Source organism: Mycobacterium sp. (genome assembly GCF_046330795.1).
Taxonomy (GTDB): Bacteria; Actinomycetota; Actinomycetes; order Mycobacteriales; family Mycobacteriaceae; genus Mycobacterium.
In genome coordinates, this window is sequence record NZ_JAXLSA010000003.1 from 589679 (window position 1) to 603907 (window position 14229).

At 69.9% G+C, this 14229-nt stretch carries 11 protein-coding genes; 8 read left to right on the plus strand and 3 right to left on the minus strand.

Going from position 1 to position 14229, the window contains the following annotated elements:
• Positions 1–46: 46 nt before the first annotated feature.
• A complete protein-coding gene (gene sdhC / locus U0R18_RS14225; RefSeq protein ID WP_526369551.1) occupies positions 47–385 on the minus strand; it encodes a succinate dehydrogenase, cytochrome b556 subunit in 339 nt (112 codons plus the stop codon).
• A gap of 281 nt (positions 386–666) precedes the next feature.
• Here sdhC and U0R18_RS14230 point away from each other — a divergent pair, with 281 nt between their 5' ends.
• From U0R18_RS14230 to U0R18_RS14240, 3 genes are all read left to right on the plus strand, one after another.
• Positions 667–1071: a cytidine deaminase gene (locus U0R18_RS14230; protein WP_526369350.1), complete on the plus strand. Its 405-nt coding sequence runs from the start codon at positions 667–669 to the stop codon at positions 1069–1071.
• A gap of 29 nt (positions 1072–1100) precedes the next feature.
• A complete protein-coding gene (locus U0R18_RS14235; protein ID WP_526369553.1) occupies positions 1101–2363 on the plus strand; it encodes a thymidine phosphorylase in 1263 nt (420 codons plus the stop codon).
• A gap of 101 nt (positions 2364–2464) precedes the next feature.
• The gene (locus tag U0R18_RS14240) at positions 2465–3553 is read left to right on the plus strand and encodes an adenosine deaminase (protein ID WP_526369352.1); all 1089 of its coding nucleotides are present in this window, start codon (positions 2465–2467) and stop codon (positions 3551–3553) included.
• A gap of 80 nt (positions 3554–3633) precedes the next feature.
• Here U0R18_RS14240 and U0R18_RS14245 read toward each other — a convergent pair whose 3' ends face one another.
• Both U0R18_RS14245 and U0R18_RS14250 read right to left on the minus strand, forming a co-directional pair.
• Positions 3634–4920, minus strand: coding sequence for a SatS C-terminal domain-containing protein (locus U0R18_RS14245; protein ID WP_526369354.1), 1287 nt, complete (start codon positions 4918–4920; stop codon positions 3634–3636).
• A complete protein-coding gene (locus tag U0R18_RS14250) occupies positions 4910–7033 on the minus strand; it encodes a glycosyltransferase (RefSeq protein ID WP_526369356.1) in 2124 nt (707 codons plus the stop codon). The genes U0R18_RS14245 and U0R18_RS14250 overlap by 11 nt, the downstream gene beginning before the upstream one ends.
• A gap of 302 nt (positions 7034–7335) precedes the next feature.
• On the opposite strand from U0R18_RS14250, the gene U0R18_RS14255 reads away from it, so the two are divergent.
• Genes U0R18_RS14255 through U0R18_RS14275 form a run of 5 tightly spaced genes read left to right on the plus strand, consistent with a single transcriptional unit; the run spans position 7336 to position 14214 of the window.
• Positions 7336–9102, plus strand: a complete 1767-nt coding sequence (locus U0R18_RS14255) for a serine aminopeptidase domain-containing protein (RefSeq protein ID WP_526369358.1) — start codon at positions 7336–7338, stop codon at positions 9100–9102.
• Complete coding sequence (locus U0R18_RS14260; protein WP_526369360.1) at positions 9099–10490, plus strand: O-antigen ligase family protein; 1392 nt, start codon at positions 9099–9101, stop codon at positions 10488–10490. The genes U0R18_RS14255 and U0R18_RS14260 overlap by 4 nt, the downstream gene beginning before the upstream one ends.
• Positions 10483–11985: a flippase gene (locus tag U0R18_RS14265; protein ID WP_526369362.1), complete on the plus strand. Its 1503-nt coding sequence runs from the start codon at positions 10483–10485 to the stop codon at positions 11983–11985. Before U0R18_RS14260 ends, U0R18_RS14265 begins: the two co-directional genes overlap by 8 nt.
• Positions 11982–13106 (plus strand): glycosyltransferase family 4 protein, encoded by a 1125-nt coding sequence (locus U0R18_RS14270; RefSeq protein ID WP_526369364.1) that lies wholly within the window; start codon positions 11982–11984, stop codon positions 13104–13106. Before U0R18_RS14265 ends, U0R18_RS14270 begins: the two co-directional genes overlap by 4 nt.
• Positions 13078–14214 (plus strand): glycoside hydrolase 5 family protein, encoded by a 1137-nt coding sequence (locus U0R18_RS14275; RefSeq protein WP_526369366.1) that lies wholly within the window; start codon positions 13078–13080, stop codon positions 14212–14214. Before U0R18_RS14270 ends, U0R18_RS14275 begins: the two co-directional genes overlap by 29 nt.
• Positions 14215–14229: the final 15 nt, after the last annotated feature.

The window sequence follows — 14229 nt, forward strand, 5'->3', positions numbered from 1 at the left end:
GCGACGCGGCCGTCGCGGTGATGCGGGGTCCAGGAGCCGGGGGCCGTCACAGGAATCGCTCCGACATGTGGATGCCGATGACGACCAACGCCGGCACCATTACCAGCAGCCAGATCACGCCGATGCCGACGAGCATCGTGCGCTGATGGCGGGGGCCTTCCGACCAGAAGTCGACCAGGATGACGCGGATCCCGTTGAGGGCGTGGAACAACACGGCGGCCACCAGTCCGACCTCCATGAGCCCGACGATCGGGGTCTTGTAGGTCTCGATGACCTCGTTGTAGGCCTGCGGGCTGACCCGCACGAGGGCGGTGTCGAGCACGTGCACGAAGAGGAAGAAGAAGATGGTCGCGCCGGTGATGCGGTGCAACACCCACGACCACATCCCGGGATCACCCTTGTAGAGGGTGCGTCGGCGCGGTCTGCTCCGCTTGGCCGGCTCTGCCGGTGCCGCCGTTGTCATCAGCGCCTCCAACGCCATCGGTGCACGCCGGGGGATGGTTCAGGGCTGCCGGCGTGGCGGTGAATGACTATCGGGTGGACTCTAAACCCATTTGCAGACCACAACGAACCTCCGTGGGGCGGGCATTAGGCTGGCTACGTTCCCGCCCGGTAGCCGGACAGGTGGTTTGTGAATGCATTCAGTGACAGCGCGGGGACGTTGACATGACCGCGCAGATTGACTGGAAACTGTTGCGGGACAAGGCCTTAGAGGTCAGCTCGCACGCCTATGCCCCCTATTCGGGCTTCCCGGTGGGCGCGGCGGCGCTGACCGCCGAGGGTGCCGTCGTAGTGGGCTGCAATGTGGAGAATGTCTCATATGGCCTAGGTCTCTGTGCCGAGTGTGCTGTGACCTGCGCCCTAGTTTCCGGTGGTGGTGGGCGCCTGATCGCGATCGCGGTGGTGGATCGCCTGGGTGCGGCGCTGATGCCGTGCGGCCGGTGCCGGCAGGTGTTGCTCGAGCACGGCGGGCCCGGTCTGCTGGTCGACCATCCCGGCGGACCGAAGCCGCTGGGCGAGTTGCTGCCCGACGCGTTCGGTCCCGACGACCTGGACCGGGCGACCCGGTGACGGGACCCGACGCCCCGGCCCCATTCGATATGCCGACGGTCATCAGGACCAAACGCGACGGGCACCGCCTGACGGACGTGCAGATCGACTGGGTGATCGACGCGTACACCCGCGGCGACGTCGGCGACGAACAGATGGCCGCGCTGCTGATGGCGATCTTCCTGCGCGGGATGGACGGCGCCGAGATCACCCGCTGGACCGCGGCCATGGTCGATTCGGGCCGCCGGTTCGACTTCACCGACCTCGGTCTGCCGCTGGTGGACAAGCATTCCACCGGCGGGGTGGGCGACAAGATCACGATTCCGCTGGTTCCGGTGGTGCTGGCGTGCGGCGCCGCGGTGCCGCAGGCCGCCGGCCGCGGGTTGGGGCACACCGGCGGAACGCTCGACAAGCTGGAGTCCATCGCCGGATTCACTCCGGAGCTCTCCGAATCCCGGATCCGCGAACAGCTCCGCGAGGTGGGCGCGGCCATTTTCGCCGCGGGCGACCTGGCTCCGGCCGATCGCAAGATCTACGCGCTGCGCGACGTCACCGGAACCACCGAGTCGCTGCCGCTGATCGCCAGTTCGGTGATGAGCAAGAAGCTGGCCGAGGGGGCCGGTGCGCTGGTGCTCGACGTGAAAGCCGGCCGCGGTGCGTTCCTGGCGACGGAGGCCGAATCCCGTGAGTTGGCCGCGGTGATGGTGGCCCTGGGCAACGCCTACGGGGTGCCGACCCGGGCGCTGCTCACCGACATGAACCGTCCGCTGGGGTGCACGGTCGGCAATTCCGTCGAGGTCGCGGAGTCGCTGGACGTGCTGGCCGGCGGCGGGCCGGCCGACGTCGTGGAGCTGACGCTGGCGCTGGCCGCCGAGATGCTCGACGCCGCGGGCCTCGACGCGGTCGATCCGGCTTGCACGCTGCGCGACGGGACCGCGATGGACCGGTTCCGTCGGCTGATCGCGGCCCAGGGCGGCGACCTGACCCGGCCGCTGCCGATCGGCGCGTGCACCGAGACGGTCGCCGCGTCGACCGCCGGCGTGATGGGCGACATCGACGCGATGGCGGTGGCGATGGCGGCGTGGCGCCTCGGCGCGGGCCGGGCGGCGCCCGGTCATCCGGTCCAGTTCGGTGCCGGGGTCCGCATCCACCGTCGGCCCGGTGAGCCGGTGGTCGCGGGGGACACGGTGTTCACGCTCTACACCGACACCGCCGAGCGCCTGCCCGGCGCACTGGCCGAACTCGACGGCGCCTGGGCGGTGGGGCCTGCCGCCCCCGAGCTGGGGCCGCTGGTCATCGACCGGATCGGCTGACGTCCCCATCCCCATCTGTTCAGCGGTGGTTGCGACGTTGTTCGAGTGGATGTCGCAGGGACTGCTGAACAGACCGGCGATGCCGCGAGCAAGATGGATGGATGACCACGCCGTTGAGTCCCGCTCTGATCAAGCAGGCGCCCAAGGCCCTCCTGCACGACCACCTCGACGGCGGGCTACGTCCGGCCACCGTCCTGGACATCGCCGGCCAGATCGGTTACAACGACCTGCCCGTCCACGACGTCGACGGCCTGGCGCGCTTCTTCCGGACCGCTGCGCACAGCGGGTCGCTGGTGCGCTACCTCGAGCCGTTCGCGCACACGGTGGCGGTCATGCAGACCCCGGAGTCGCTGCACCGGGTGGCGTTCGAATGCGTCGAGGATCTGGCGGCCGACAACGTGGTGTACGCCGAGGTCCGGTTCGCGCCCGAGTTGCACATCGCCGGCGGCCTGTCGCTGGACGCCGTCGTCGACGCCGTGCTGGCCGGTTTCGCCGACGGGGAGAAGGCCGCCGCGGCCGAGGGCCGGCCGATCGTGGTGCGCACCCTGGTGACCGCGATGCGCCACGCCGCGCGGTCCCGCGAGATCGCCGAGCTGGCGATCCGGTTCCGGGACAAGGGTGTGGTCGGATTCGACATCGCCGGCGCCGAGGCCGGGCACCCGCCCACCCGTCATCTCGATGCGTTCGAGTACATGCGGAACAACAACGCACGCTTCACGATTCACGCCGGCGAGGCATTCGGCCTGCCGTCCATCCATGAGGCGCTGGCGTTCTGCGGGGCCGACCGGCTGGGGCACGGGGTCCGCATCGTCGACGACATCACCGAGAACCCGGACGGCACATACACTTTGGGCCGGGTCGCGAACATCGTGCGGGACAAGCGAATTCCGCTGGAGATGTGCCCGAGTTCCAACGTGCAGACCGGCGCGGCGAAGTCGATCGCCGAGCATCCGTTCGATCTGCTGGCGCGGCTGCGGTTCCGGGTGACGGTCAACACCGACAACCGGTTGATGAGCGATACCACCATGACCGACGAGATGGCCCGGCTGGTCGAGGCGTTCGGTTACGGCTGGAGCGATCTGGAGCGGTTCACCATCAACGCGATGAAGTCGGCGTTCATCCACTTCGACGAACGGCTGGCGATCATCGACGAGGTGATCAAACCGCGCTATGCGGTGCTGATCGGCTGATATCCCCGATCTGTTCAGCGGCCTCTGCGAGATCCACTCGCACAATGTCGCAGCCAGCGCTGAATAGATCCGGAAAGAAACTACGTCTCGCGGCGCAGTCGGGATTCCAGGAACCGCTCCAGCTTGTCGAAGTCGCTGACGGCCGCGGCCCACGGCCCGGCCGGACGCGTGCCCGCGCCGTCGAGCACGTAGCCGACGAAGGCGCCCAGCGGCCGGTCGGCGGCCAGGACCCGGTCGACGGTGTCGTCCTCGGCGTAGTCGGCGGCGTCGCGCAGCAATTCCACGGCCAGGTCCAGCTGATCGCGGTCGACGGCGTCGGGCCCGTCGGCGATGTCGTCGACCAGCCCGGTCAGCACGTACACGTTCTCCTCGCTGACCCGCACGTTCAGCGACCCGTCGGTGGCGGCCGTCCGGATGTCCTCGTAGGTGCTCAGATCGGCCAGGTCGTGGTCGTGCTCGTCGGCCAGGTAGCGCGCCAGCGCCCGCTCGGACGGGAACACGCTGATGCGCCCGTTGCGGCCCAGGAAGATCGGTCGCTCGCCGAAGTAGCAGCGCAGGGTGAAGAAGCCGCCGGAGTCGGTCATCATGCGGATCGGGTCGATGCCGACCTTCTCCCAGAAGTCGACGTCGCCGCCGAGCGCGCCGGTGCCGGCAGAGACCGTCACGCCGGGCAGGCCGTCGTGGTCGTAGTCCAGTGACGCGTCGTTCACGCTGACATCGGGATCTTCCTCGGCCAGTGCGGCAGCCAACTCCTCGGGCTCCTCCGGAGCCGGCTCCTCGAGCTCGGTCGCGGCCCGGGCCGACAGCGCGGCGTCGACGTCGGGGGTCACCAGGACCTCCTCGACCGCGGCCAGTACGCCGTCCCAGCTGCGCCCGACGATCGCGGCGATGGCGCTCCACCGCTTGGCGCCGGACTTACCGCTGAACTCGGCCGCCCCGCTGTTGACCGACGACAGCGTCGGGTTGCCGTTGAAGAACTTGGTGATCGTCGGCAGCTCGCACACGGTGCCGATCGACGACACGATCGCCAGCGTGTTGGCGACCTTCTGAACGGTTTCGGCTTCGGGCTTGCCGGCCAGCAGTTCCTCGACGCTCACCAGGTCGAAGCGGTGATCGTCGTCGGGATCGAGCCGGTGTGCGTTGGCCTCCGTGAGCTGCGCCCAGGCCGGGTGGTCCGACAGGTCGTTGGCCGCGCCGCCGCGGACGAAAGCGGTCAGGTCGGCGGCGCCGGCAAAGCCGTAGAGGTCGTCGCCGGCACCCAGGAACGCCTCCCATTCGTCGCCGCCTTCGCGCCACCGCGGGGCCCACAGGGTGTACAGATCCCCCTCGGTCACGGACAGGCAGATCGGAACCAGGTCAGAAGCCATGCGGCACAGGATAGTCAGCCCCTGCCGGAGCCACGCCAAGCGCCCTCAGGACCGCGGCGGCCGAACCCGCCCAGGTGTACCGGCGGGAGTTCTCGGCGCCCCAAGCCCGCAACCGCGCCGCCAGCGCGGGATTGCCCTCCAGTTCGCCGAGGCGGTCCAGCAGGGCGGTGGTGTCGTCGGGGTCGAAGAACAGTGCGGTGTCGGCCAGCACCTCCGGCAGTGCGGCGGCCGTCGACGCGACCACCGGGCAGCCCAGGGCCTGGGCCTCCAGCGGCGGCATGCCGAACCCCTCGTACTTGGAGGGGAACACCAGCGCCTCGGCGTTGCGGTACAGCCAGGCCAGCTCGGCGTCGCTGAGATGCCCGGCGACGACGGCGCCCTGTGCGAGCGCGGAGGGCCCGCTGAACACCTGCTGGTTGCCGGCGGCGCCGACGACGACCACCGTGCGGCCGGAGTCGACGATCGCCTGCACGGGCGCGGGCAGGTTCTTGTGGGTGGCCAGGGTCCCCACCACCAGATAGAACCGGCCGTCGATCCCGGGGACGTCGGGTCGCGCGGGAGCAACCTGTGTGAGCCGGTCGGCCGCGCACCCGGCGACGGTGAAGCGCGCGTCGGGGATGCGCAGGACGCCGCCGAGCTCGCCGGCGCTGAAGTGCGAGACGGTGACCAGATGCCGGGCGTAGCGGCCGAGCGCGCCGTACATCACGGCGTAGAACCCGACGAAGGTCTTGCGGAAGGTCTGCGGGAACCGGAACGGGGTGGCGTCGTGCATGGTCACCAGCTGGCGCCGTTTGAGCAGTGGCGCTGGTCCGGCGAAGTTCAGCAGCAGCTGTCCGGCGGTGGCCACCGGCAGGTAGATCTGTTCGAACACAACGGCTTTCGCGGGCCCGCGGCGGATCTCGGCCCGCTCGGACAGCCAACCCGGGACGTCGGCGCCGGCGGGCACATGCGCGACGAGCGGGACATCGGAGGTCTCGCCGATGGCGCGGACGATCTCGGCGGCGTAGCGCTGCGTGCCGGTCTGGCGCTGCACCAGCCACTTGCCGTTGACGTGGATCGGGCGCCGGGCCAGGGGGCCGTACAGGCTGCGCAGCGCATTCTGCTGCGCGTGGTCGGTGTTACCCGCCAGCGCGGCCGCGGTGTCGCGACGCAGGGCGTCGAGCGCTGCCGGCCGCCGCAGTCCCGCGACGACCGATGCCAGTTCGGCCGGCTCGTCGATGACCTCCGGCAGCGCCACGCCCGACAGGTACGGCCGGTTGCGGGCGACCACGGGCAGGCCGAGGCCGGCGGCCTCGAGGATGGCGATCGGGAAGCCCTCCCACATCGCCGAGTGGAGGTACAGGTCGCCGCTGGCCATCACCTCGAGGGCCTTCTGCCGGGACAGCCAGCCGGTGACGGTGATGGCCTGGCCGCGCAGCGCGTCGGCGATTGCCGGGTCGCCGTCGCCGATCCAGGTCGCCTCGATGTCGGGGAATTCCGCACGCGCTGCAGCGACTGCCGCCGCGAAGAACTCCGGGTCCTTTTGCGGGCCCAGGCGCCCGTTGCCGACGATGTGCAGGCCGTGCTCGATCCGGGGTTCGTACGAGCCGGGCGGGACGGGCTGCACGTTGGGTATCGCGACCACACCCGGTCGGCGCAGCGGCCACCGGGACAGTTCGGCCTCCCGGGGCGAGCAGCCGCCATAGGCCGTCGTGTTGAACGACAGCAGCCATTCCGCCGTCCGGAACGCGCCGCGCAGGACCCGGCCGGTGTCGCGACGCTCGAACGCATAGCAGTGCGGTGTGTAGACGATCGGCCGGCGGCGGGTGCGCCGGACCGCGGCCCGGACGTAGGCGCCGGCCTTGCTCGAGTGCGCGTGAATGACCGCGTCCTCGCCGGACCGCAGATGCCGGCGCAGGAACCGGATGCGCGCCCACGTTCCGGCGGGCATCTCGACGGCGGAGGCGAAGCAATCCATCTCCCGCGGGTCGACCAGCGCCTCCGGCCGCAGCGAATACACGAGGTGATGGGTGACATCGGGGGAGTTGCGGACGAAGTCCGTGATGGCCGAGGCCGTACCGCTCGCGAAGGACTCCGTCACGTGGATGACGGTCGGTTTCCTGATCTTGGACATCACACCTCGGTTCGGTTGTAGCGAACTTTAAGGTGAGTCGGATCTGATCTCAAGTCGAACGGTTGCCTTGTGTGGAAATGTTCACTGGATGCCCGTTGGAGCGGAGCTGGATTAACTTGCGATCGGGTCAATTAGCTGTGTATTCGCAGCCCGGTAACAACATTCCGGTACCCAGCGATATGTTGCTGGCCACAGGTGTGACGTACTCCTCGGGATCAAATCTCCTCCCAAAGATGCAAAGATAGCGAACTACAGATAGCGTATCTCCGGATATGCCCACGACCCTGGATTGGTAGCGGCACATGGACGACGCCAGCGGCGACACCGCTCGGCCGACATGGTTCGGCTCGGACGCCTCGCCCATGTTCGGCGTGCTGCACACGCCCGCCGGCGGTGCCGCACGCGCCGGGATCGTCATCTGCCCGCCCATCGGCAAGGAACACGTCGACTCCTACCGCGGTCTCAAACTGCTCGCCGAAGCCCTGTGCGCGCGTGGCTTCGCGGTGCTGCGGTTCGACTATCCGGGTACCGGCGACTCGGCCGGGGAGCAGCGCAGCGACACCGCCGTCGCGCAGTTCCAGGCCGGGGTCCGCGCGGCGGTCGACTATCTGCGCGCCGCCGGCGTGCAGCGCGTCGGGGTGGTCGGGCTGCGCTTCGGCGCACTGCTGGCCGCGAGCCTGGCTGACCGACTCGGTGAGGTCACGGCGATGGCGCTGTGGGACCCGGTCACCGACGGGCGCCGCTATCTGCGCGAGGGCCGCGCCCTGTATCGGATGACGGTCGGCCAGCACGCCGAAGTCGCAGACGCGGGCGGCGCTGAGAACTACGAGCATTTTCTCGGCATCACCCTGTCGTCGGCGGCGGTCGACGACCTGCGCGCGCTGCGGCTGCCGGCCGACATCGGTTCGGTGCCGCACGTCCTGATCGGTGCCCGTCCGGAGAACCTGGGCGACCCGTGCCTGACGGCGCTGGGCGAGCGGGCCAACTGCACCGTCGCCGAGGTGGCCGGCCAGCCGGAGTTCGTGGCGCCGCCCAGCTTCGTGGTGGTCATCCCGGCGCCGGCGATCGCGATGATCGCCGACTGGTTCGACCGGGCCATCGCATCCGACCGGGTGCCGGTGACGCCCCTGATCGTCACGGACGCCGTCGTCGCCACGTCCCCGACGGGTGAGCAGGTCCGCGAATCGCTCGAATACATCGGTCCGGCAAGGCTTTTCACCATCCGGACCACCATGGGCCAACCGGGTGCCGACGCGCCGACGATGCTGTTCCACAGCACGGCCTGCGAACACCGGATCGGGTCGGGCCGAGTCTGGGTGGACTCAGCGCGCGAGCTCGCCGGCACCGGCGTGGTCGCGGTGCGCTACGACCGCCGCGGCACGGGTGACACCGGTGTTGCCACAACGGAATTCGCACGCATCTACTCACCCGAGTCCGGGGACGACGTGCTGGCCGCCATGCGTGGCACTGGCGCGCAGCCGCAGCGGCTGATGATGACCGGCGTCTGCTCGGGGGGATCGAACTCCGCGTTCGGTGCGCTCGCGGGCGGCGGCAGCAGGGCCATCGTGCTGGTGAACGTCATCCTGTACTCGCTGCGGCGCGTCGAGGTGGGGCCCGAGAAGCTGGTGCGGATGTCACCGCCGTCGCCCGGCGAGGAGCCCGCCCCGCAGCCGTGGCTCGAGCGGACCGTCAAGAAGCTGGCCCGCCGGTGGATCCCGTACCCGGTGTGGCTGCTGCTCGGGCGGCTCGGGCTGATCCAGGTGCCCGAGGTGCTGCTGAGCGGGCTGAGCCGGATCCCGGGCATGTCGGTCGACATGGTGCTCTCGCCGTCGGACGCCGAGTGGTTCGCCAAGCAGCGCGGCGCCCGGGGTCTGCAGCGGCTGGCCGCCAAGGGCTGGGCGCCGACGGTGGTCGCGGCGCCGACCGGTGACCATCCGCTGCTGCAGCGTGACATCCAGGACCTGGTCCGCGGTCACCTGATGACCGTGGCGATGCGCGAATTCCCCGACGCACTGCGCATTCCCGTGCAACCGCCGACCGAGGACGAGCCGTCCCGGGTGCCGACATGATCCGGCTGAGCCTGCTGGCGGCGCTGGCCGTCGTCGCGGTGGTCGTGGTGGGCGTGGCCGGCCGGGCGCTCTACGAACGTCCCCAGCGTGGCCTGCTGCTGGTTGCCGCGCTCACCCCGTTCCACGGGCTGCTGTTGATCGTGCCGAACGGCGCCTCGCTCGCCGGGTGGAAGGAGGGCGTGCTCGTCCTGACCCTGCTGGCCACCTTCGTCACCCCGAATCGTCCACCGCGGCCGCGTCTTTCGCTGCCGTGGCTGCCGGCCGCCGCGGCCTTCGTCGTGATCGGGTGCATCTCGGCGGTGATCGCCCTGCGCGGCAACGCCATGGTGCCGATCAAGATCACGTTCTTCTATCTGATCGTGGTCACCCTCATCGTGTGGCGTACCCCGTTGACCGCCCGGGACCGCGACCACCTGGTGACCATCATCATGGTGGCCGCCACGGTCACCGCCGCGTGGGGCATCGCCCAGCAGTTCCTGGGCGCACCGTTCCTGGTGGGCCTGGGCTACGAATACAACACGGCCGTGCGGACGGCCGGCCCGCTGCTGCGCAGTTTCAGCACGTTCATCCAGCCCTTCCCGTTCGGCCTGTACATCCTGATGGCCGTCCTCGTCGGCGGCGCCGTCGCCCTGCAGGACACCTCCCGGCTCCGCAACAAACTGTTCCTGGCCGCCATGCCCGTGCTGATCGTCGGGATGGGCGTCTCGATCGTGCGGGCGGCCTACCTGGGGCTGATCGTCGGCCTGGTCTGGCTGGCGATCCACCGCTACCGCTACCTGTTCGGTGTGCTGGCGGCGGGGGCACTGGTCGGCGGGCTGGGCATGCTGGTCATCCCGCGCCGGATCACCGACAGCATGTTCTCGTCCTCCAGCCTTGGCCAGCGCACCGACGGGTGGTCCAAGATCGGCGTGGACATCGCCACCAACCCGTTCGGTCAGGGGCTGGGTTCCACCGGGTCGGCGGCCGAGAAGCTGGCCACCGCCAGCGGTATCAACGAGAAGTACCTGATGGTGCTGCAGAAGCTGAATCCGGCGCTGGGATACCAGCCGGACAACTACTACGTGAAGATCCTGCTCGAGGTCGGCCCGGTCGGTCTGTGGCTGCTGGTGTTGCTGCTCGTCTCGGTGGCGGTGTCGACGCTGCGGGCCTCACGCCTGACGACCGGCGCCGACGCGGCCTTCTGCCTGGGCGTCAGTGCCTCTGTCGTGTCGGCCTGCGTGGCCGCCTTCGTCAGCACCTATTTCGAGATCTTCCCGCTGGACTACTACTTCTGGCTGCTGGCCGCCGCGGTGGGATGCGCGGTGGTGCAGGGCCAGACCGAATCCGTCCCGGAGTCTCCGGAGCCGGCCACCGCACGGGGGCAGTGGAAGACAAGTGCATATGCGTAGGGACGACGTTCAGAGTGCGGTCGACGCCGAGGTTGCCCGGGACCACGGGGAACAGCGGAACATGGCCAGCCGCAACACCGTTGCGCTGCTGGCCAGCCGGATGGTGGTCGCGGTGCTGGGCTGGTCAGGCACCGTCCTGATCGCCCGGCACCTCTCGCCGGACGACTGGGGTGTCTTCTCGTTCGTCTTCGGTCTGCTCGGGATGATGTCGATCGTCACCGACCTGGGTGTGGGCCGCGTCGTCCTGGCGCGTCTGCTCGACGCCGACCCCGAGGAGGCGGAGAAGGTCGCCAGCTCATTCGTCAGCCTGCGGGCCGTGCTCGGGCTGATCGGCTATGTGCTGGCCGTCGGATACGTTGTGGCCCTGGGCTATCCGGCCCAGGTGGTGGGCGCCACCGCGCTGGCCGGCCTGGTGGTCGTCATCGCGACCCCCAGCCATGCGCTGTCGGTGCTGTACCAGAGCCGGCTGAAGCTGGTGATCGTCGCCACCGCCGAGGCGCTGGCGCAGCTGGTCCAATTGCTGCTGACCATCGCGATCGCGATCACCAACCCCACGCTGTTGGCGTTCATCCTGCCCGCGATCGCCAACGAATTGTTCTCCGGGACATGGAAGTTCATCGGTGTGCAACGCGGCTGGCTGGGCCCGCGGATCACCGCCCGGCCCAGCTGGGCGCTGTGGCGGGAGATGCTCGTCGAGGCGGTCCCGTTGAGCATCGGGCTGGCGATGGTCACGCTGCTGTCCAAGATCGACGTCCTGATGATCGCCCACCTGGACAACTTCAACGCCGTCGGGCTGTACAGCGTCGCCTACAAGTTCGCGGATCTGGTGTCCTACGCGGTGCTGGCGGTGCTGGCGCCCGTCGCCACGCTGCTGGTCGCCGCGTGGCCGATGTTCCACGACGAGTTCCGCCGCCGCGCCCGCTCGGCCGCGATGACGGTCGGGCTGTTGTCCTGCGTGGCGGTGTGCGGCATGTGGGCCTCGGCCGACCGGATCGTCGCGCTGCTGTATGGCGAGCGGTTCGCCGAGAGTGCCGCTGCCACCCGGATGCTGCTGGTCGGCGCGGTGTTCGCGGCACTGTCCCAGTTCCTCCTGGTCACCCTGGTGTCGGCCGGCCGGCAGCGCTCGTATCCGTGGGTCGCCATCGGCGCGCTGGGCCTGAACGTGGTCCTCAATTTCGTGCTGATTCCGCGGTATTCGTTCACCGGCTCCGCCTTCGCGACGGTGGTCACGGAGTTCTGCATGTTCGTCGCCATGTGGATCCTGCTGGCCCGCACCGTCGAGATCCGACGGCTGCTGCCGGCCGGCCGGCTCGCCATCATGGCCGGCCTGACCACCGCAGTGTGCGCGGCGACGGGGCTGCTGCACGCCGTCGCGCCGTGGCCGGTGGCCACCGCGGCCGCCGTGGTGCTGTTCGTCGGCGGGGCCTTCGCGCTGCGACTGGTGGACCCGCGGACACTGGTCGCCAAGGCGTCGCGGCGGGAGGGGACCCCATGACATCCCTGGTGTTCGTCAACCGGGCCGGCCGGATCTCCGGCGCCGAGGTCGTCCTGCTGCGGCTGGTGGATGTGGCTGTGCGCCAGGGGCATCGGGTGCGGGTGGTCAGCCCGCGCGGCCCGCTGGCCGACCGGCTGCCGGCGGGCGTGGAACACTTGCCCATCGAGGAGCTGGACCTCGGCGGCAGCGCCGGGTTGCGCCGAATCGTCGCGTACGGCTCGCTGGCCCGACGTTCCCTGCGCGCGGCCTCCGTCATCCGCCGGGCCGCGGCCGGGGACACCGTCGTGATCGTCAATGCCTTGATGGCGCTGCCGGCGGCGCGCCTGGCCCGCATCCGCGGCGGCGTGTCGTGGTTGATCCACGACACCGTGTCGGATGCCAAGCAGCGCTTGGTCGTCCGGGTCGGCCGTGGTGCGGTGCGGCGCGCGGTCGCGGTGTCTCCGCCGACCGCCGAAGCGGTACGTCCGCTCGGTGTGCACGCGCTGGTGGCGCCGCTGGGCATCGATGTGCCGGAAGCCCCGCAGCCGCATGTGCGGTCCGGTGGCGCCCCGGTGGTCGGCATCATGGGCGTCCTCACGCCGTGGAAGGGCCACCGAATTCTGCTGCAGGCGTTGGCGAAACTGCCGGATGTGCGGTGCGAGATCGCGGGCAGCGCCTTCCATGGCGACGAAGACCACGCCGAGCAGTTGCGGCAACTGGCGGCGGGTCCCGACCTCGCCGGCCGGGTCGCCTTCCTCGGTCACGTCGAACCGCTGTCGGCCATCCGGCGGTGGGACATCCTGGTCAGCGCCAGCACCTCGCCGGAGGCCGGTCCCATCGTCGCCCTCGAGGCGATGAGCCTGGGAGTCCCGGTGATCGGGACCGACCACGGTGGCTGCGCATGGCTGCTGCGCGACGGTGCCGGCGTGCTGGTGCCGCCGGGCGATCCGGATGCGCTTGCCGCAGCGATCGATTCGGTGCTGCGACGACCGCACGAACTTGCCGCAATGACGCGGCTGGGCAGGGAGAGGGTGGTGGCCGATCATGATGCGGTCACCGCCTTTCCCGCGATGCTCGACGCGTTGTTGACTGCCACAGAAGGAGTGCAGGATCGTGACGTCCTCGCCGCACCGAGCCGTTGACCGTCGCCGGCCTCCCCGGCCCCTTCGGCTGCAAGGGGCCGTCCTGAGCGCCGCGCTCATCCTGACGGCCGGGGTGGTGCTGCCCAAGGCCTCCGATGCCGCTGTCGGCCCCGCCATCCCGCAGGCCCCGGCACCCGCCTGCATTCCCGCCATCGGCATCGCGCCCTCGTACGTGCTCGGGGAGTCGGCCGCTGATCTGGACCGTGATCTTGCCGCGGCCCGCGAATTGGGCTCCAGCCGTTACCGATTCGATGTCGACTGGTCGGTGGTCGAACGCAGCAGGGGCAGCTACGACTGGGCTCCGGTGGATCGGGTGGTGAATGCGGTCCTGGCCGCCGGGCTCACCCCACTGGGGGTTCTGGCGTACGCGCCCGACTGGGCCGAGACGGCGGGCACCGGTTCCTTCCACGGCGCCCCGGTCGACATCGCCGCCTTCGCCGCATTCGCCGGGGCCGCCGCCGAGCGCTACAACGGCCGGATCACGGACTGGGAGATCTGGAACGAGCCCAACAATGACGCATTCTGGGCCCCGCGCGCCGACCCGGCGACCTACACCGCTCTGCTGCAGCAGAGCTACCGGACGATCAAGGCCGTCCAGCCGGGCTCCACGGTGCTCGCCGGGGCGCTGTCGCCGGCCGAGAACGGCTCCGGCGGGGACATGGAACCCCTGACCTTCCTGGCGCGGATGTACGACGCGGGAGCCGGCGGCAGCTTCGACGCGGTCTCCGTCCACCCGTACTCCTTCCCGGCGATGCCCACCGACCCAGCGACCGCCGGCTGGAACACCTTCCAGAAGATGCCCGGGTTGCACGATCTGATGGCCGCGCACGGTGACGGGGGAAAACCGTTGTGGATCACCGAGTTCGGTGCGCCGACGGGCTCCTCGCGGGTCGCGGTGTCACCGGAGGTCCAGGCGGCCTACCTGACCGACGGGCTGTCGGCGGTGGCCGGCCTGGGTTATGTCCATACAGTGCTGATCTATTCGATCCGGGACTCCGGCACCAATGCGGCCGACCCGGAGCAGAATTTCGGGCTGCTGGATGTCAATTTCACACCCAAGCCCGCCTTCGGCGCGGTGCAACAACTGGTGGCGGCATCGAAATGCTGATCACGTCGATGTGTC

Bases quoted from the DNA above. Each gene is read 5' to 3' on its own strand.
- U0R18_RS14250 (WP_526369356.1), bottom strand. From the start codon at position 7,033: ATGTCCAAGATCAGGAAACCGACCGTCATCCACGTGACGGAGTCCTTC.
- sdhC (WP_526369551.1), bottom strand. From the start codon at position 385: ATGTGGTCGTGGGTGTTGCACCGCATCACCGGCGCGACCATCTTCTTC.
- U0R18_RS14270 (WP_526369364.1), top strand. From the start codon at position 11,982: ATGACATCCCTGGTGTTCGTCAACCGGGCCGGCCGGATCTCCGGCGCC.
- U0R18_RS14265 (WP_526369362.1), top strand. From the start codon at position 10,483: ATGCGTAGGGACGACGTTCAGAGTGCGGTCGACGCCGAGGTTGCCCGG.
- U0R18_RS14255 (WP_526369358.1), top strand. From the start codon at position 7,336: ATGGACGACGCCAGCGGCGACACCGCTCGGCCGACATGGTTCGGCTCG.
- U0R18_RS14245 (WP_526369354.1), bottom strand. From the start codon at position 4,920: ATGGCTTCTGACCTGGTTCCGATCTGCCTGTCCGTGACCGAGGGGGAT.
- U0R18_RS14240 (WP_526369352.1), top strand. From the start codon at position 2,465: ATGACCACGCCGTTGAGTCCCGCTCTGATCAAGCAGGCGCCCAAGGCC.
- U0R18_RS14230 (WP_526369350.1), top strand. From the start codon at position 667: ATGACCGCGCAGATTGACTGGAAACTGTTGCGGGACAAGGCCTTAGAG.
- U0R18_RS14235 (WP_526369553.1), top strand. From the start codon at position 1,101: ATGCCGACGGTCATCAGGACCAAACGCGACGGGCACCGCCTGACGGAC.
- U0R18_RS14260 (WP_526369360.1), top strand. From the start codon at position 9,099: ATGATCCGGCTGAGCCTGCTGGCGGCGCTGGCCGTCGTCGCGGTGGTC.